Here is a 16,148-nt window from a genome sequence, read left to right as displayed (position 1 = left end):
CGCCACGGGAAACACCACTGGCGACGGGATTCGCACGGTTCGTCGCTTTCACCTCGAAACCGATCCCGCCACGGCCCAGACTGCAGCCATCGAGTCCGCTCTTCCTTGCAACGAGGGCCAGCATGTCAGCGATCATTGCGGTTCATATCGCAGCGGCAACCCTTTCTGTCATACTCGGGACAGTCGTGCTCGGGTCGAAACAAGGGTCCGCGCGCCACAAATGGCTCGGCCGTCTGTGGGCCGTGACGATGTTGGCGACGGCGCTCAGTTCGTTCGACATCCGGGAACTGGATCCAGGGCATTTTTCCTGGGTGCACGCGCTCTCATTGCTGACGTTTGTAAGCGTCGGACGAGGGATCTGGGCTATCCGGCAAGGCAACGTGCGCGCTCACCGGCTCGCCATGCGCGGGGCGTTCATCGGGCTGATTGTAGCCGGCATCGCCGCTGTGGCCACGCCGCATCGTATCTTGAACCTGATCGTGACGGGTTGGATCGCATGATTCCCGGTACCCACATCAAGTTTCCCGAGGTGTCCGCAAGGTTGAGCATTTCGGCGAAACAGCTGCTGGCCGGGTTCGCCCGGGAGGCGGTGATCGTCGTCATCGGGAACGCATTGATTGCTGTCGCCCTGACTGCAGTCGGCATCGGCAGAAGCCTCGCAGAAAACCTCGTGTTCAGCCAGGCGATCGGGCTGTCGATTATGCTGCTGCACCACGCGGCGCGGTTTTACCTTCATCAGAGGAACGCGCTCACCGCGTCGAGACTGGCCGTGGCAACGGTGATCGCCATCATCGCCGGGGCCGCGATCGGGCGGGGTCTCGCGAGCCTGCTGCTCGGCATTGACATGAGCAAGGCGTTTTCCCCCAAACAGCTTGCCATCACCGGCTGGATCGCGTTGGTCGCGACATTGCTGGTCACCTGGTATGGTTGGTCGCGCGCGAGGATCGCCGGCCTCAGCGAGGAAGTCGCGCGCACGGCGTGGCAGAAGGAAGTCGCGGAAAAAGCGGCGCTGTTCGCCCGTTTGCAGGCGTTGCAGGCGCAGATCGAGCCACATTTTCTCTTCAACACGCTCGCGACTCTGGATAGCCTGATTGCGTCCGATCCGCCCCGCGCACGTGAACTGCTCGGCAGTCTCAACCGGTTTTTGCGAGCAACGCTGGAAGCGTCGAGAGCGGAAAGCGAGACCTTGTCCGTGCAGTTCGCGGTGCTGGAGTCGATGCTGGCCGTGCATGCGATGCGCCTCGGCCCGAGGCTCGAGTATTCGGTCGATCTTCCTCACGATTGCGCGAGGCTTGCGGCGCCGCCCATGCTGTTGCAACCGCTGGTCGAAAACGCGCTCAAGCATGGCATTCAGGGGACGCTCGCGGGTGGGCGAATCGAGGTTAGGGCAAGGCGCGCCTCTCAACAAGTGGAACTGACGGTGACCGACACGGGAGCCGGATTCGGTGCGACGCCGGCAACGCAAGGCACCGGCATCGGCCTCGCGAACGTGCGCAACCGGCTTGCCGCGCTTTATGGCGAGCGCGCTTCGCTGACCCTCATCGAAAACGTTCCGCGCGGTATCGTTGCGAGCGTGCTGCTTCCAGTGTCTGACGCTGATCACCCGAATCGGCTGGCGGGCAGCCCATGAAACCTCACTCGCCCCGCAACGCGTCACAGCATCAGGATGGCGCCCCCGGCGCGCCGGAGCTGTCTCGCATCCCCGTCGCGTTGATTGCCGAGGACGAACCGCTGATCGCGGCCGCACTGCGGCGGGAGCTGGTGGCGGCATGGCCGGAGCTGCGCATCGCCGCGATTGTCGACAACGGGCACGACGCCATCGAGCAAATCGCCGCGTTGCAACCCGACGTCGCATTTCTCGACATCTCGATGCCGGGTGCCACGGGTCTCGACGTTGCTCGCGCATGTGCGAATCTCGCCGCGCCGCCGCAGATCGTGTTCGTGACCGCTTACGGCGAGTACGCGCTGGAGGCGTTTGACGCGGCGGCCATCGACTATCTCCTGAAGCCTGTCGATCCCACACGGCTCGCGCGCGCGGTCGACCGCTTACGGGGCCGACTTTCGCGGCCGCCAGCGGAGGCGGTGCCTGGCGCGCAGGTGCAGGCGGATCTGCAGCGCCTGATCGGCCAGCTGGAGCAGATCACGCGCGCCGTGCAAGTCGAGAACCGCACGCGCGACACTGAACGTAGTGCGCCGCTACGTTATCTGCGAGCCTCCAGTGGGAACGACATCCGGATGGTGCCCGTGGAGGACGTGTTGTTCCTGGAAGCTGCCGACAAATATGTCGTCGTCACGACGCGCACCGGTGAGCTGCTGATTCGCACGAGCCTCAGAGAGTTGTGCGGCCAACTGGACCCGGCGCGCTTCTGGCAGGTGCATCGGAGTACGGTGGTGAACGTCGATCAGGTGGAGAGCGCGTCGGTGAGCGCACTGGGGAAAATGACGCTCAGACTGCGCGGCCACAGCGGCGCACTTGTGGTGAGCAAACAGTATGCGCATCTGTTCCGGGGGATGTGACAGGATGGGGATCGACGGCGCGCAGACCAGCTGCGGCGCATCGACCTATAATATTTTATGGAGCGTATGGGCGGATGAACGTTCCGGGGCACGGCCATGATCAATGCGGATCTTGGGGAACAGCTTGAGGGCTACGTCGCGAAGCTGGTTAATTCGGGGCGATACGGCTCGCAGAGCGAGGTCCTGCGCGAAGGCGTGAAGCTCATTCAGGATCGCGAAATGCAACTCAACGCGCTGGATGCGGTCATCGAGCGCGGCATTGTCGATTCCGAGGCAGCACGGGGCAAGCCCGCCGGAGATGTGTTCGACCGGCTTGAAGCAAAGTATCGTGCGATGGCGAGCACCAGGCCATGATTGTCCAGATTCTTCCTGACGCTGAGGCCGACCTTGAGGCGATCGGCGACTACATGGCCCGCGACAACCCCCGTCGTGCGCTGGGTTTCGTGCGCGAGTTGCGCGACAAGTGCACGCGGCTGGCCGACATCTGTTTTGCATTCCCGATCGTACCGCGCTACGAAGACCGAGGCGTGCGTCACCGGGTTTATGGCGGTCACCAGATTTTCTACCGTGTCGTTGGCGAGCCTCCCGCGCGCATCGACGTCATTCACGTTCTGCACAGCGCGCGCAACTACGCCGCCATCCTTTTTCCCTGAATTCGCGTGAGCCGTCCGACGGCGATCCGCCTGCTTCTGCCGGTGGAGTTTCGCCGTTGAGCATCCTATTGGCGGATGTGGCGGTGTTGTTCAAACGCGGTCTGGCATGACACGCAGCGGGCCGTGTAGGGCGCGGCGGCAAGCCGCTCATAGCCGATTGGGTCCCCGCACTCGACGCAGGCGCCGTACAGGCCGGCGGCGATGCGTGCCAGCGCGGCGTCGATCTGCAGCAGTTCGTTGCGGTCGTGCCGCGCGAGCGCCGCGCGCAACTCGTCGCCGGCCTTGCGCGAGGCGGTCTCGTCGGGATGCGACTCGGGGCCTAGCGCTTCGGGCGGTCGGGCCCCGGCGAGATCTCCGTATTCGCCGTGCAGCGCCGCCAGCAACTCGCGACGGCGCTCGCCGAGCCGGTGCTGTAAGAGCGCGAGTTCGGAAGAGGTGAGCGTGATCATGGACAGGTTCGATGTGTTCTGTAACGCCCCGCACGACGGGCATACATCAAGTATAGGTTTTGCAGATGATCGGATGGTTCGGGACAGTTCATCCTCCCGAAGGCCGCATTCAGCGCATCGACGCCGAGCTTCTGAACCTGGTTGCCCGCTCCGATCGAACTTTGCGGTCGTGGGCCGTCTTTGCTTGCGCCGTTAAGGCGCGGCGTGCGCATGCTCGCGCAGCTCACCGGGAATCGACGCGCGTTCGAGGCCACCATCACGGAGCCATGCGCGCGTCTTCTTCGCAGCGCGTTCGATCAGTAGGGCGCACTGTGTATAGTCGTAAGGCGAGACATCGAGTGGACACAACGGTGGAACGACGTAGATCTGCGCACGCGTCGAATAGAAGTCAAGGTCGCGCACGAGCTGGCGTGCAATGACGAGCGTCAGCGCATGCAGGGCCTGCGCGATCGCGCTACGCGGCGGCGCATGCAATGCACACGCGAAACCGGCTGGCAGCACGATGATGCGCGTCGCACCGAGCGAGACCGCCACCGAGATCGGCGTGTTGTTGGCGACGCCGCCGTCGACGAGATCCGCACCGTCGATACGCACCGGCGGGAACACGCCGGGTATCGCTGCGCTCGCCAGCACGGCGTTCACCACAGGACCGGTAGAAAGAACGATTTCGTCGCCAGTCAGCATATCGGCCGCGACGATGTGAAGCGGCAAAGTTGCCTGCTCGATCCGCTCATACGACAGATGCGTCTCTAGCAACTGACGCAACGCGTTCGCCTCGACGAGGTGCGAACGACTGCGCAGAATCATCGCGAGCAGCCCGAGCATGGAAAACGGCATGATGTCCTGCCGCCGGATCTTGCACCAGAGCGCTTCGAGCATTGCCACGCCGCCGCCGTCCGGTTGACCGGCAAAATACGCAGCGTTGATCGCGCCTGCGGAGGCGCCCACCACGCAGCCCGGATGCTCACCGCGTTCGAGCAGCTCGCGCAGCATGCCAACCTCGATCGCGCCAAGACTGCCACCGCCGGCGAACACAAAAGCGGTCAAACCAGAAGGGGGGGAGTTCATGTTTGTTCGAAACGTCTGCCCGCGGCTCAACGCCAATTGCCGGTGCCGGTCGCCCCGCACCAGCAAACTGACGCAATCGCATTCAAGCGCCAATTGCGCATCCAGCGCAGCATCAGCAATTTACCGCCGCGACGTCTCCTTGTCCTTTGATCAGATCCTGCTGTTCAGTCTTCATGGTATGCCCCTTTCAAGGTATCCACCAAACGACGGTAAGGTCAGACGAGATTCCCTGGTTGTTCTGGGAAGCCGACACCCACGTTAAGGTGCTGGGCGGCCACCGTTCGCAATTCGCGACCGTCCGGGGACTTGCCCGCTACCGAAGGCGCGGTCGGCCGTGGGACCGAAGAAGCTGTCATTGAAGTGGACCCGGCTCCAGTGGCCGGGGCGGTCGACATGCGCCCGATGCGTCGGGCAACCTGCGGCCACAACCTGTCGATCGACACCGACGCCTGAATCGCTGACAATCCGTGACTGCCCGCCACTATATCCCTGAGTCTCGGCCACAATCATGCTCAAAACCGCCTATCTGTTTCTCTCGATAACGCTCGCCACCCCGCTCACGGCCCTAGCGTACGGTAGCGATAATCCAGACTACGATCAATGCATCCTGCATTCGTTGGGAAACAGTCAGAGCAGCTTTGCGGCTCGCGAAATTAGCAACTCGTGCGACGCGCTTTACAGAAATGGCGCCATGCTTTTGCCGCGCGAAAGAGCGTATCACCTGTGCGTTCTGCAAAATGTGCAGACCGTGAGAGGAGCATTTGCGGTCAACGAGATACTGCATGCATGCCGACGTCAAAATCAGATGTAGGACGAACGCCGTTGACGATTGCAGCCTTGAGATTCGCACGATTCAATTTCAATTGCATTCATTGACCGTGGCTTCCCCTGGAACGATTTGCTGCTTACGGAAAATGCCACGGTCCGCTTCCGGTCGACTTATGCCTTTTGCATGAAAGTGAAACATAACGCAGATCGCTTCAATCATTTTAAAATCGATTCTAACGGCGGCGCATTCGTGGAGACCACAAGTGAACGAATACGAACCACGAGATTTGCAAAGACAGCAGTTGTTGGACTCTAGCGAGGGAAGTTGGGCATGGGCGCGGCAAATCGACATTCCTGGAACGGGCAAGCCGTGTTTGGCGCGTTTCCGAAGAACCCCGAGAAGGAACAAGCGATACTTCGTGTAGCCTGTGGATCCGTAGCATTTCTCGCATACCTGGTTTTCACCCTGCTTAGTCCCTCGAAAAATGCCTACATAGTGCTGGCTGCGATCGCGTTTTACACGACGTTCGGTATCGTGACGTACGTCGCCGTGACAGTCGGGCCGGCGCGCTCACACCTTAGATTAATCCTCCACACGATTTTGGATCAGGCAACGGTAATGATGGGTCTGGCGGTCGGCGGCCGGGCCGCACTTCCGTTCCTCTGGCTCGTTTTCTGGTTCCTGATAGGTGCGGGCTGCCGTTACGGCCGACGAATGCTGGCGCTGTCATGTGCGGTGGCGCTCGCCGGTCTCATAGGGCTGATGCACTGGCAACCTTGGTGGCGGACAAATATCACCGCCGGCCTCGGTTTGACGTTAAGCGTTGCGGCAATATCCCTCTACCTCGCGGTGCTGGTGCTCCGACTCGAAAACCAGGCTGCGACTGACCCGCTAACCGGGCTTAGCAACCGCATCCGACTTGAGCAGGCAATTGGTCGGAAGCTGATCAGGCGCAGTACCGAAGTCCATCAGACAGCGTTGCTTCTTATAGACCTTGACGGTTTCAAAGAAGTAAACGACTCCCACGGTCATGCTGTAGGAGACGAATTGCTGCAACGTTTTGCCACGGCACTGGTCGACCGGATGCGCCGCGGTGACACGCTCGCCCGATTGGGCGGAGATGAATTTGTGGTCCTTGCCGACCGCGTCTACGGACAGGAAGGCGCGCTAAGAATAGCGGATGATATTCACGCCATCCTTAGCGACGTACGAACCGTTGGCGGACATGAGACCTCCATTTCCGCCAGCATTGGAGTGTGCATGCTGGCCCAAAGCACCGGCAGCACACCTCTCGATGCCCGAACAATGATGCGCGCTGCTGATAGCGCAATGTACCGGGCGAAAACGCGCGGCAAGGGGCAGACAGCGTTTGCCGAAGCAACCGACATGCATCCCGTTGCGACGTGACGGCATAGAGTTACCCAACCCGCATTTTCCGTATCAGGAATATGGCCTCTGTGCGGGATTTGATCAGGGCGAGGTCGGTAAGCACAAGCGCCTGAGACAGGTGCCGGAGTTCGCGCAAGCAATGCCGGCGCACCCTTAGCCGAACGAGGGTCGCGCTCCGAAAGCCGTTTCCACTTGGCGCTGTCACAAAATCGTGTTGGTAGAATGAGCACCAACATGGCGTTGGGTGTCTGTGCCATGAAGAAGCGCTACTTTGAAAGGTTACGCAAGGGGTTATGGCGGCTGACAAGCAGTTGACCGAGATATTTGTGAGTTTTACACACTGGAGGCATACATGAGTATCAGTTCCGTGGCGAGCACTTCGGCGACCACAGCGACTTCTACGCAAACGACGGCATCAAGCGCCAAGTCCCTTAAAACTATCGAGAACGCTGTAAACGATATTTCCGGTGCCGCATCGAAGGTTGTTTCCGCAACCGAGGATGTCGCAGACGATATTTACAACGTCGCAGCGAAGGTGGTTTCCGCGACACAGAACGTCGCGGACGATATTTACGACGTCGCAGCGAAGGCGAAATCGGCAATCGCTTCGGTGGGCACCTCCATAGACCACTTCGTTTGACGTATTGGCGTTTGAACACAGGGAGGCCGTCGGGATTCGCTCGACCCGGTTCCTGCGCTTGACGCTTGAAGTGATTCGTATCAACGTCTCAGTGCCTGACGGAGGCGTTTCTTTTCCACGGGGCTCCCACAAGCCCGGGCCTACCACATCCATAACGTCAACGCGCGTCAAAGCCGGATTAGAGAGGGCCAATTTCCGTTCCATGGCGATGCCTTGAAGTACCTGGCGGCCTGTCCAAGGTGGCTTCGTCTTTCGACCGCCTCCAAGGCCCTCCAGCCCACGCCTGTTCTTGTTCGACGCGTTCGATATGTCCGCTACCAACAGTGTTTAGTGACAGCGCCTTCCACTTCGAAGGGCTGTTCAGGGTCGATGACGGTTCGCCGGGTCGGACAGAGGTCAACCATGAAGCGTCATTCGCCCGCGTTGTCGCTCTGACATTCAGATGTCGGTTTCAGTCAGGAGCCGGTCATTCAATCCGGGATGTAAGCGTTGCGTCGTCGGCCTGCGCCGACGTTCAGGTCTCGCTGTTCGCAAGGCGCCTTCGGGCGGCCGCTTTTCTTCCGGCCGTCCGCGACCACCGACGAAACATCGCTTTCGGCGAATACGTGTTCCCACGGCGCGCCAAATAAACCGGCCGTCTGCGCGTTGATGATCCGGAGGACAGGCTCGCGAATGCCGCCAGTTCGCTTACGAGTAGTGAGACTTAAGCGGTTGACGTGAATTTTGACATCCAGTATGCGTGGCCGCACGTTCCAATCCCGCAGGCAAGTTCTCCAGGTCGTCTGCGATCGCCTTGGCACGCAGGACATGGGCGTCTCCGCCAAAAGCTTGAGGGTTTCCGCCAATAGCAATTGTCAAGTCGAATCGGAAGGTACGATGCTCCCCTGAAAGAGGTTTCCATTCTCAGAGGTGCAATCAACTGGGAGGGCTGCGCTATCCGACGTAATTCGGCGGCTCCGGGACCATTGTTTTTGCAGGTCGGAAAAACTTGCCGGAGGCTACTGCCATGGACCATTTCTGCCTTGAGCCGACCGGCCCCAAAAAGGAGAACGCCGTGTATCCCATCCTTGATGCGAACGACGCCACGCAAGCGGAACCGGTCCGTGCTAGCGCGCGAACCGAATGGCTGGTGCGCGCGATTCCCATCGGCTATGTACTGGTCTTCGTGCTCTACGGCGCCGTGGGCTACATGTCGATGGGATACGACGATGAATTTTTCAACATCAGGTTGATCGAGCAACATGGCCTGGGCGCGGTATCGCTAATGCAGAAGCAGGACGTGCATCCGCCCGGGCAGTACTTCATCAACTGGGTGCTGCACTTGCTGACCGGCGACTGGTCACTGGTACGCTTGGCCACAGCGTTGCTGAGCGCACTCTCCCTTGTCTATGCGACCGAGTCGATCCGTCAGCGTCACGGCAATCGCGCCGGGGGCATGCTTTTCGTGCTGCTCTGCCTGAACCCTGCCATCCTGATGTGGTGCACGGGCGTGCGCTGGTATGCGTATTTCGTGCCGGTTCTGGTCTGGCTCAGTATCACGCCCCTTCGTGACGACTGGCGCTACTGGGCCAAGTGTTTCGGCGGACTGGTATTGCTCGGCTATATCGGCTACGCGGTGTTCGTGGTAGCTCTGCCAGTACTGCTGCTGTACTGGAGCGGCACGCGACAGGGCTTGCGTACCAGGCTGACGTCAATATTCTGGGGAGCGCTGATCGCGGCGCTGCTGTATGCCTACCAGTTCTACATATTCGTGACCGTGCATCTGCAGGCGAAAGACGGGCAGATGTCGTCAATGGCCAAAAACTTGATGGGATTCCTGATCGCGCAGGGGTCGAACCAAGGGGTGTTTCCTATGTCGATACCCGCCGCGCTGTCCGCGCTGGGCGTCACGGGGATGGTATGGCTGGCGTTTTCCGCCGATTCACGGCGGAATCTGGACAACCGTTACCTGGTGCCGTACGGAGTCGGGTCGATCATGAGCATCGTGCTAGGCATCGCGGGAAAGCTCCGCAATCTCGTGATCGTGTCGCCGTGGCAGGCCATGTGGCTGGCCACGCTCCGCGTGTCCGGGCGCCGCGCGAAAGAGTTCGGGCTCTGCTTCGCTGCACTGGCCGCCGGCAATCTGTGCGGTGTGTTCAATGTGGTCACGCACCAGAACACAACCAAGAACAGCTGGAACCTGCAACTGGCGCCGGTCATGGAAGAGTTGGCGCGTGAAAGATCGGCATGCGGAGGCGACCTCGTGGTCGTGGCGCATGATCCGGCGCTGAACTGGCATGTGGATCACGCCGGATATCTGCAACTGGGGCCGTACTCGAGTCAGACCTTGTCGCCCCACATCCTTGACGAACCCCATCGCTGCGTCGCTGTGGTACGCAGCTATGCGGGGAACTTCAAAGCTTCCTCGATCGATCAGATGTACCGGCAGGCCGACGGGTTGCGTCACGGCGAGCAGACGCGCAAGCAGTTCGGTCATGACGGCAACTATCGCATCAAGGAGCGTCTGGACGCGCGCTATCCGGAATACCAGTTCGACATCACTATGTACCGCGACGTTTCGAGCCTGGCTGCGTTGACCGCCTGGCAGCCGATAGCCGTCGCTCGTGACTGAGACGCCGATGGGAGCCAGCGGAGCACATGTCAGCCGCGATCCACATCATGCCCGCCGCGCCCGCGATCGTGGCGAACATTGGCGGGCATGACTTGCTCCTGCACGGCTACGGTGGCGCGCACGAGACGCCGCTTTGGGTGAATGTTGGCACCGGCATGGACCTGGTCATGGCGTTCGGCCTCGACAACATTTCATCTTCGATTTCCAGGCGGACAACACGACGCACGACTCACGCGTGTTCGTAGTGTACGCAGCACGGGCTTGGTTACGACAGCCATCTTCCGAGCCTTCGAAATCGCCTTCGGCCATGTGTTTCATGTGTTCGAGACGCGTTTCCGCGACTGCGCGGGTGGTCTGCGGAAGCTGGTCATCGGTCACGGTACCAGGTACCAACTCGACATACGATTCGTTATCCGGCGCAACTGTGGCGAGCAGCCTGTTTGAAAGGGAGAAGGTAAATGAACTACCCTGCCGTTCCGCTGTGCGTTGACCTCGATGGCACGTTGATCCACGGAGACCTGATGGTGGAAACCTGCGTGGCGCTGCTGCGCAAGAATCCGCTCTACATTCTCCTTCTGCCCTGGTGGCTGCTGCACGGCAAGGCCCACCTGAAGGCGCAATTGGCCAACCGTGTCCTGCTCAATCACACGGCGTTGCCGTTCCGCCGCGAACTGCTGCAATGGCTCGCTGATGAAAAACGGGACGGGCGCCAGATCTGGCTGTGCGCGGCATCGAACCAGCATCTGGCCGAAGCCGTGGCGCTGCATCTGCAGTTGTTCGATGGCGTGGTTGCCAGCACCGATACGCTGATTCTTTCAGGCAAACAGAAGGCCGAAATGCTGGTGGCGAAGTTTGGCAATCGCGCCTTTGACTACTGCGGCAACGATCGCGGGGACCTGCAGGTCTGGTCGGTCAGCCGTGGCGGCGTGGTGGTCAACGCGCATGGCAACGTGGAACAACGCGCGCGTGAAGTGACCGATGTCTACCGGACGTTTGGCTCGTCGGGTCATCATATCCCTGCCATCTGCAAGCTACTGCGCCTGCATCAGTGGGCCAAGAACCTGCTGCTGTTTGTGCCGATGGCTGCCGCGCATCGCGTGCTCGATCCCGCTGCGCTAGGCGCCGCAACGCTAGGTTTCCTCGCATTCTGCCTGTGCGCGTCGTCAGTCTATGTGCTCAACGACATGCTCGACGTAGAGGCGGACCGCCAACATCCGCGCAAGGCGCTGCGCCCGTTTGCCAGTGGCACGTTGCCACTCAAGGCCGGCTTTGCGTTGATTCCGTTGCTGCTTCTGGCCACAGCCGGCATCGCATGGATACTGCCGGTCAGGTTCGGCCTGGCGCTCGCTGGCTACTACCTGCTGACACTGGCGTACACGTTGGGAGTAAAGCAGGTAGTGATCGTCGATGTGTTATTCCTGGCCGGCCTTTACACGATACGCATCGTCGCCGGCGCGGCGGCCGTGGTCGTGCCGCTGTCACTCTGGCTGCTGCTGTTTTCGCTGTTCCTCTTTCTGAGCCTGGCACTGGTCAAGCGCTTTGCCGAACTGCAGGTCATGCAGCGCCAGGGAAAGCCGGAAGCTGCCGGTCGCGGCTACCGGTGCGACGATCTGGCGCTGCTGGAAAGCCTTGGCACCGGAGCAGGCTACATGTCCGTGCTGGTGCTGGCACTCTATATCAACAACCCCGTGGTCGAAACGCTTTATCGCCACCCCAAAGTGCTCTGGGGTCTGTGTCCGCTGATGCTGTATTGGATCACACGGGTCTGGATCGTGTCGCATCGCGGAGAAATGCATGACGATCCGGTCATGTTCGCGTTGCGCGACCGCACCAGCCTGCTCATCGGCGTACTCGCGGCCATCGTGATATGGGGCGCCGCCTGAGATGATGCAGGAATATGTCTATCCCGTGATCGGCGAATCCTGGCGTCAGGCGCTTCCAGTCGACCGAGCGCTTTCTCCTTCATCGCGAGGTCAGCTTCGACGTACCAATGGGTTGTCATTGGGCTCTTGTGACCGGGCCACAAGGCGATCACGTTGAATGGAACGCCCGCCTGCAACAGGTGCATCGCAGTCGTATGTCTCAAGATGTGCGGTGAGACAAGCGCGCGGACCTGGTGTTTTTCAAGTACCGACTCCCAACGCTTTTCGGTACTTCGGGACAAACATATGGCGCGCCTTGATCATGCTGACAAGCCAGCCCGCCTTGACCGTACCCAGTCCCTTCAGATGTGCAACGCCAGCCTTGCTGCCCATCGTGACGACCATTGACGGATTGCCGGTCTGCGGGCGGTACTTTTTCAATCCGTTGACATCCTGCTGTCCTTCCAGGGTCCGGCGGATGTTCCACAGCGCTGTCTTGACCTGACCGGCGATGTGCCATGCCATTTTGTTTTCATCGAGGTCGGTTATATCGCCAAGCGCGTAGATGGACGGAAGTCCGACCACACGCAATTCGGGCGTCACCCGAACGCGGCCTTGCGCGTTGAGAAGCGACGAGAAATGCGTTCGCATGTAGTCCGTATTGGACCGGCCACCGGTGCACCAGATCATCAGGTCGTAGGCGATGCGCTGCCCATTGGCCGTGACGGCCACGCCACCTGGCGCAAAAGCGTCGCTGGGGTCATTGCTGCCGTTGACCAGCTTTTCGCCGACGAGAACCGATACGCCGCGGTCGCGGAGCATTCCGGTAACGTGAGCCGCCATCTCCACGGTCGTGCCCGCCAGGATACGCGGCCCGGCTTCCAGAATCGTCACGTGTTTGCCGCTGCCATGCACCTCGGCAATTTCGCCGGCCACTTCAACGCCGATAGGCCCGCCACCTACGATTACGATGTTGCGAGCGGCGTCGATACGCTCGCTGTATCGGGCGTAGAAGGCTTTTCTACCCGCTTCTGCCCCCTCCGTTCCTCGCATCAGGTTGTTGGCAAAGTGGCTGCCGGTTGCTAGCACCGTCACCTCGGCTTTCAACAGGAGTTCCTCGCCGGACACAGTTGCGATTCTCCCGCCGCGAGGCGACAACTCAACGAGTTTGCCGTGGATGTGGCGGACCTTGGGCAGCGCTTCGGCGAAGGGAACGATCGACCGTTCAGCGAAGTCCGGCTTCACGAGATTGCGCGGTGCGGCCATGGGCACTTCGAAATAGTCCAATGGGTCAACCAGGGTGACGTCGGTGATCGACGACAACGACTTGGCGAGGATAGCGCCCGCCATGCCGCCGCCATAGACGACAACGCGTTTCGACAGAATGCTCGGCTTCATATCGGTTCAATTTGAATGGAGAAGAGTTCAGTCTCAAGCCGCGGCTCGCACGCGATTGCGCTGCACGCCGAGATCGATCGTGCCATCACCGCTGACGATGCGCGCTTCGATGGCATCTCCGGGCTTGAGATACTGCTTGCGCTTCTGCTGAATCTCGCTGAACAGCCGCCACTTGCGCGGCTCCGGCAGTAGCGCGGCCAGCCGCTGCTTGAGCGGTGAGGGGACCGATAGGGCGCAGCCAGCGGGCGTGCCCGTCGCGACGAGGTCGCCGGCGAAAACATCGTGCATGCCGAACAGCTCGGTGAGCGTCTCCGCCGGGCCGTACACGAGATTGGCGGTGCTGTCCTGCTGACGGACTTCCCCATTCACCTTCAGTGTCAGGCGCAGATCGTGCAACTTCGCGAAGTCGTCCGGCTCCAGCAGGCACAGTACCGGGCCCACGGGCCCGAACGTCCGGTAGCTCTTGCCCTTATAGAACTGCATCTGCGGAATCTGGACATCGCGGGCGGAGATGTCGTCGACGATCACGATCCCGGCAATGACTTCATGCAGCTCGCGCGTCGTGACTTTGCGCGGCGCCGTGACGTCGCAGCGTAGAACGATGCCCAGCTCGACCTCGTAGTCGAGAAAGCGCACGTGGCTCGGCCGCACGACGTCGCTGTCTGCCGCGACGATGCAGCTCGACGCCTTCGTGAAGAACATATTGAACGACTTGACGTCCGGATCCATGCCGGACTCGATCATGTGCTGCCGATAGTTGGCGCCCTGGCAGAGGAACTGCTGGTTGCGCGTCACTGGAGACAGGAGGTGGACCGAGTCGAGATCGATCGCAGGTCCCTGTAGCACGCGCAGTGAGGATACCGAATTGTCACGGATGAAATCTCCGGTCGATTTCCAGGTTTTTTCGAGCGGCACGATGCTCCGTCCGCGAAGCACGCCCCAGCGCGCGCGATTCTCTTGTTCGAAATGCACTACGTTGACTGACATGGATATGTTCCTGGAGTGCTGGTCAGGCGAAAAGCCTGGCGAGGACGATGAGCTTGCCGAGCGTCAAATCGGGTACGCGCGCAACGTTGGCGATCATGGTTGTAATCGCGCGCGGGCTGAGCGTGGGGCGGGAGAAACTTGCCGGCATCACCGGCCCCCATTGAGACATCGCTTCGCGCGCTGCCGCGTGCACGCCCATTGGGTGATCGGCGGTGAACAGATCGCCGTCCGTGTAGTGCTCGTGTTTGTGTCCCCACGGATCGGACCAGTAGTCGAATATCTGACTCCCGAGAATATGCCGGCCGATGCCCCACGCGTGCCGATGCCCTCGTGTGCGCAACACGCGCTGGCCCATCGCCACGGCGTCCGTGTCGATGACTTCGTAAGCGCTGTGGCTATATTGCGCGACCGGTGCCTGGGCCAGTGCAAGCGTGTGATGGTCGGCCGGCTGGTCGCCGAGATCGACGCGCATGAACACCACGGCCGGCGAGCCGTCGGGCAACACCTGCACGTCGCTGGGAATGAAGCCGAAATGGCGCGTGTACCACTCGCACGTGGCCTGAAAGCGGGCCACTTCGAGTACCACGTGGCCGAGCCGGATGATCTCGGGCGGCTCCGCAGGCGGCCGTTGTGTCGCATTGATGCGCGGCGGCTGCGCATCGCCGCAATTCATGGGTAGCGGTGGACGATGCGCGAGCGGTTCGACGGCGGCCTGACCGAACACCGCGTGCACGGTGAAGCCGGAAGGATCGGTGAGACGCACCACCTGGCCGCCGCCCGGAAACGACGCGTCCAGCGGCTCGACCGCCGACGCACCGTCGAGCAGGCTCAGCTCGTGCAGCGCATCGAGCGATGCGACCTGCAATCCGAATCCGACGAAGCGTGCCCGCTTGCCGCGCGTGGCCATCCAGCAGAACGGCGCGGCGCCGGTGCCACGCATGAAGAGGCGGTCCTTGGTCCGGCTTGCGGTCGCGAGACCGAAGTCTTGCAAAAAAGCCTCGGCCTTCGCCAGGTCCGGGCGCTCGAACATCAGATACAGCAAGCCGGTCGCATGCACGGTCGGCTGTGCGTGACGCGCCGGTTGCGGCGTTGTCAGGGTAGTCATGTCTCCTTCCTTGCTGATATGGGCGGCAACAATTGCGGCAACTCTGCGGTTGCGAGCTCGCGCGCTTCGTCCGGCGCGACACCGAACGCGCGCAATACGAGTTCGGCCGTGTCGGAGCCCGCTTCGCGCCAGGACTTGTGGCCCTCCAGCACGACGAACATGGCGCCGAGCACCGAGCCGGCCAACATTCCGACCGACGACGGCAGTTGTTCCCGCCGCAAGCTATACAGCCCGGCTTCAATGCCGGCGACGAGATCACGCACGGGCGGCCCGCTCCACATGCCTTGCAGCGACTCCTGGCTAAACGCAAAGCGCACGATGAAGCGGCCCCACTGTGGCTCTTCGTGCGCGCGCCGCACGAAAAAGCGAATCCCTTCGGCGAGCCTCAACGTCGGCGCGCTGTCCGCACCGTAGCTAGCCGAAACGCGCTCGTGCATTTCCGCAGCCAGCGCGCTCGCCACACTTTCGAACAGGGACTGCGGCGACGACAGATGCGCGTACACCGTGCCGCGCGCCACACCGGCCGCCGTAGCCAGGTCGCTTACGCTGACTTCGCTCGCGCCGCGCTCGGCGAAAAGCCGCAGCGCGGCATCCATGATCCGGTCGTATGAAGAATTCCTGCCTGCCACTCGTGGCCTCTTTTAGATTCACTTGACCGATATTGAACAGTAGTGTTCAATACAAGTCAAGAATGTTGATA

The 16,148-nt window shown here is 61.2% G+C and carries 18 protein-coding genes and 1 pseudogene; 11 read left to right on the top strand and 8 right to left on the bottom strand.

What is annotated here, in order from left to right:
* Nucleotides 1-122 precede the first annotated feature (122 nt).
* From L0U81_RS30165 to L0U81_RS30145, 5 genes are all read left to right on the top strand, one after another.
* A complete protein-coding gene (locus tag L0U81_RS30165) occupies nucleotides 123-500 on the top strand; it encodes a DUF2306 domain-containing protein (protein ID WP_233809308.1) in 378 nt (125 codons plus the stop codon).
* Nucleotides 497-1,630 (top strand): sensor histidine kinase, encoded by a 1,134-nt coding sequence (locus L0U81_RS30160; RefSeq protein WP_233809306.1) that lies wholly within the window; start codon nucleotides 497-499, stop codon nucleotides 1,628-1,630. The genes L0U81_RS30165 and L0U81_RS30160 overlap by 4 nt, the downstream gene beginning before the upstream one ends.
* A gap of 59 nt (nucleotides 1,631-1,689) precedes the next feature.
* Nucleotides 1,690-2,517, top strand: coding sequence for a LytR/AlgR family response regulator transcription factor (locus tag L0U81_RS30155; RefSeq protein WP_442793484.1), 828 nt, complete (start codon nucleotides 1,690-1,692; stop codon nucleotides 2,515-2,517).
* A gap of 96 nt (nucleotides 2,518-2,613) precedes the next feature.
* Nucleotides 2,614-2,871: a type II toxin-antitoxin system ParD family antitoxin gene (locus L0U81_RS30150; RefSeq protein ID WP_233809302.1), complete on the top strand. Its 258-nt coding sequence runs from the start codon at nucleotides 2,614-2,616 to the stop codon at nucleotides 2,869-2,871.
* Nucleotides 2,868-3,170, top strand: a complete 303-nt coding sequence (locus L0U81_RS30145; RefSeq protein ID WP_233809300.1) for a type II toxin-antitoxin system RelE/ParE family toxin — start codon at nucleotides 2,868-2,870, stop codon at nucleotides 3,168-3,170. The genes L0U81_RS30150 and L0U81_RS30145 overlap by 4 nt, the downstream gene beginning before the upstream one ends.
* 65 nt (nucleotides 3,171-3,235) lie before the next feature.
* Here L0U81_RS30145 and L0U81_RS30140 read toward each other — a convergent pair whose 3' ends face one another.
* Complete coding sequence (locus L0U81_RS30140) at nucleotides 3,236-3,619, bottom strand: TraR/DksA family transcriptional regulator (RefSeq protein ID WP_233808301.1); 384 nt, start codon at nucleotides 3,617-3,619, stop codon at nucleotides 3,236-3,238.
* Between the two features lie 192 nt (nucleotides 3,620-3,811).
* On the bottom strand, nucleotides 3,812-4,687 hold the full coding sequence (locus tag L0U81_RS30135) for a patatin-like phospholipase family protein (protein WP_233809299.1): 876 nt from the start codon (nucleotides 4,685-4,687) through the stop codon (nucleotides 3,812-3,814).
* Between the two features lie 508 nt (nucleotides 4,688-5,195).
* Here L0U81_RS30135 and L0U81_RS33740 point away from each other — a divergent pair.
* The 3 genes from L0U81_RS33740 (at nucleotide 5,196) to L0U81_RS30125 (ending at nucleotide 7,485) form a co-directional block, all read left to right on the top strand.
* Nucleotides 5,196-5,498 carry a VF_A0006 family four-cysteine protein gene (locus L0U81_RS33740; RefSeq protein ID WP_326489882.1) on the top strand — a complete coding sequence of 101 codons (303 nt, stop codon included), beginning with the start codon at nucleotides 5,196-5,198 and terminating at the stop codon, nucleotides 5,496-5,498.
* Between the two features lie 288 nt (nucleotides 5,499-5,786).
* Nucleotides 5,787-6,863: a GGDEF domain-containing protein gene (locus L0U81_RS30130; protein ID WP_233809297.1), complete on the top strand. Its 1,077-nt coding sequence runs from the start codon at nucleotides 5,787-5,789 to the stop codon at nucleotides 6,861-6,863.
* Between the two features lie 334 nt (nucleotides 6,864-7,197).
* A complete protein-coding gene (locus L0U81_RS30125; protein ID WP_233809295.1) occupies nucleotides 7,198-7,485 on the top strand; it encodes a hypothetical protein in 288 nt (95 codons plus the stop codon).
* Nucleotides 7,486-7,955: 470 nt separating this feature from the next.
* Here L0U81_RS30125 and L0U81_RS30120 read toward each other — a convergent pair whose 3' ends face one another.
* A complete protein-coding gene (locus L0U81_RS30120; RefSeq protein ID WP_233809293.1) occupies nucleotides 7,956-8,294 on the bottom strand; it encodes a hypothetical protein in 339 nt (112 codons plus the stop codon).
* A 197-nt stretch (nucleotides 8,295-8,491) separates the two neighbouring features.
* Between L0U81_RS30120 and L0U81_RS30115 the strand changes: the two genes are divergently transcribed.
* The 3 genes from L0U81_RS30115 (at nucleotide 8,492) to L0U81_RS30105 (ending at nucleotide 11,979) form a co-directional block, all read left to right on the top strand.
* Nucleotides 8,492-10,096 (top strand): hypothetical protein, encoded by a 1,605-nt coding sequence (locus tag L0U81_RS30115; RefSeq protein WP_233809291.1) that lies wholly within the window; start codon nucleotides 8,492-8,494, stop codon nucleotides 10,094-10,096.
* A gap of 26 nt (nucleotides 10,097-10,122) precedes the next feature.
* Entirely contained in the window at nucleotides 10,123-10,341 is a 219-nt protein-coding gene (locus tag L0U81_RS30110) for a hypothetical protein (RefSeq protein ID WP_233809289.1), read from the top strand.
* Between the two features lie 213 nt (nucleotides 10,342-10,554).
* Complete coding sequence (locus L0U81_RS30105; protein WP_233809287.1) at nucleotides 10,555-11,979, top strand: UbiA family prenyltransferase; 1,425 nt, start codon at nucleotides 10,555-10,557, stop codon at nucleotides 11,977-11,979.
* A gap of 23 nt (nucleotides 11,980-12,002) precedes the next feature.
* Here L0U81_RS30105 and L0U81_RS30100 read toward each other — a convergent pair.
* From L0U81_RS30100 to L0U81_RS30080, 5 genes and pseudogenes are all read right to left on the bottom strand, one after another.
* A pseudogene (locus L0U81_RS30100) lies at nucleotides 12,003-12,197 on the bottom strand (tyrosine-type recombinase/integrase); the annotation flags it as partial.
* 22 nt (nucleotides 12,198-12,219) lie between these two features.
* Nucleotides 12,220-13,356, bottom strand: a complete 1,137-nt coding sequence (locus L0U81_RS30095) for an NAD(P)/FAD-dependent oxidoreductase (protein WP_233809285.1) — start codon at nucleotides 13,354-13,356, stop codon at nucleotides 12,220-12,222.
* Between the two features lie 33 nt (nucleotides 13,357-13,389).
* Nucleotides 13,390-14,343, bottom strand: coding sequence for a fumarylacetoacetate hydrolase family protein (locus L0U81_RS30090; RefSeq protein ID WP_233809283.1), 954 nt, complete (start codon nucleotides 14,341-14,343; stop codon nucleotides 13,390-13,392).
* A gap of 22 nt (nucleotides 14,344-14,365) precedes the next feature.
* A complete protein-coding gene (locus L0U81_RS30085; protein WP_233809281.1) occupies nucleotides 14,366-15,448 on the bottom strand; it encodes a VOC family protein in 1,083 nt (360 codons plus the stop codon).
* Nucleotides 15,445-16,044: a TetR/AcrR family transcriptional regulator gene (locus tag L0U81_RS30080; RefSeq protein WP_233809279.1), complete on the bottom strand. Its 600-nt coding sequence runs from the start codon at nucleotides 16,042-16,044 to the stop codon at nucleotides 15,445-15,447. The genes L0U81_RS30085 and L0U81_RS30080 overlap by 4 nt, the downstream gene beginning before the upstream one ends.
* Nucleotides 16,045-16,148: the final 104 nt, after the last annotated feature.

The organism is Paraburkholderia sp. HP33-1, from assembly GCF_021390595.1.
Lineage (GTDB): Bacteria > Pseudomonadota > Gammaproteobacteria > Burkholderiales > Burkholderiaceae > Paraburkholderia.
Note: the sequence above shows the minus strand (reverse complement) of the source record. Positions and strands in the feature narration are given on the sequence as shown.

Excerpts from the sequence above, each read along its gene's own strand:
- L0U81_RS30140 (WP_233808301.1), bottom strand. The coding sequence starts at position 3,619 with ATGATCACGCTCACCTCTTCCGAACTCGCGCTCTTACAGCACCGGCTC.
- L0U81_RS30080 (WP_233809279.1), bottom strand. The coding sequence starts at position 16,044 with ATGGATGCCGCGCTGCGGCTTTTCGCCGAGCGCGGCGCGAGCGAAGTC.
- L0U81_RS30120 (WP_233809293.1), bottom strand. The coding sequence starts at position 8,294 with ATGTCCTGCGTGCCAAGGCGATCGCAGACGACCTGGAGAACTTGCCTG.
- L0U81_RS30110 (WP_233809289.1), top strand. The coding sequence starts at position 10,123 with ATGTCAGCCGCGATCCACATCATGCCCGCCGCGCCCGCGATCGTGGCG.
- L0U81_RS33740 (WP_326489882.1), top strand. The coding sequence starts at position 5,196 with ATGCTCAAAACCGCCTATCTGTTTCTCTCGATAACGCTCGCCACCCCG.
- L0U81_RS30115 (WP_233809291.1), top strand. The coding sequence starts at position 8,492 with ATGGACCATTTCTGCCTTGAGCCGACCGGCCCCAAAAAGGAGAACGCC.
- L0U81_RS30085 (WP_233809281.1), bottom strand. The coding sequence starts at position 15,448 with ATGACTACCCTGACAACGCCGCAACCGGCGCGTCACGCACAGCCGACC.
- L0U81_RS30145 (WP_233809300.1), top strand. The coding sequence starts at position 2,868 with ATGATTGTCCAGATTCTTCCTGACGCTGAGGCCGACCTTGAGGCGATC.
- L0U81_RS30095 (WP_233809285.1), bottom strand. The coding sequence starts at position 13,356 with ATGAAGCCGAGCATTCTGTCGAAACGCGTTGTCGTCTATGGCGGCGGC.
- L0U81_RS30090 (WP_233809283.1), bottom strand. The coding sequence starts at position 14,343 with ATGTCAGTCAACGTAGTGCATTTCGAACAAGAGAATCGCGCGCGCTGG.
- L0U81_RS30160 (WP_233809306.1), top strand. The coding sequence starts at position 497 with ATGATTCCCGGTACCCACATCAAGTTTCCCGAGGTGTCCGCAAGGTTG.
- L0U81_RS30165 (WP_233809308.1), top strand. The coding sequence starts at position 123 with ATGTCAGCGATCATTGCGGTTCATATCGCAGCGGCAACCCTTTCTGTC.
- L0U81_RS30150 (WP_233809302.1), top strand. The coding sequence starts at position 2,614 with ATGATCAATGCGGATCTTGGGGAACAGCTTGAGGGCTACGTCGCGAAG.
- L0U81_RS30130 (WP_233809297.1), top strand. The coding sequence starts at position 5,787 with ATGGGCGCGGCAAATCGACATTCCTGGAACGGGCAAGCCGTGTTTGGC.
- L0U81_RS30105 (WP_233809287.1), top strand. The coding sequence starts at position 10,555 with ATGAACTACCCTGCCGTTCCGCTGTGCGTTGACCTCGATGGCACGTTG.
- L0U81_RS30125 (WP_233809295.1), top strand. The coding sequence starts at position 7,198 with ATGAGTATCAGTTCCGTGGCGAGCACTTCGGCGACCACAGCGACTTCT.
- L0U81_RS30135 (WP_233809299.1), bottom strand. The coding sequence starts at position 4,687 with ATGAACTCCCCCCCTTCTGGTTTGACCGCTTTTGTGTTCGCCGGCGGT.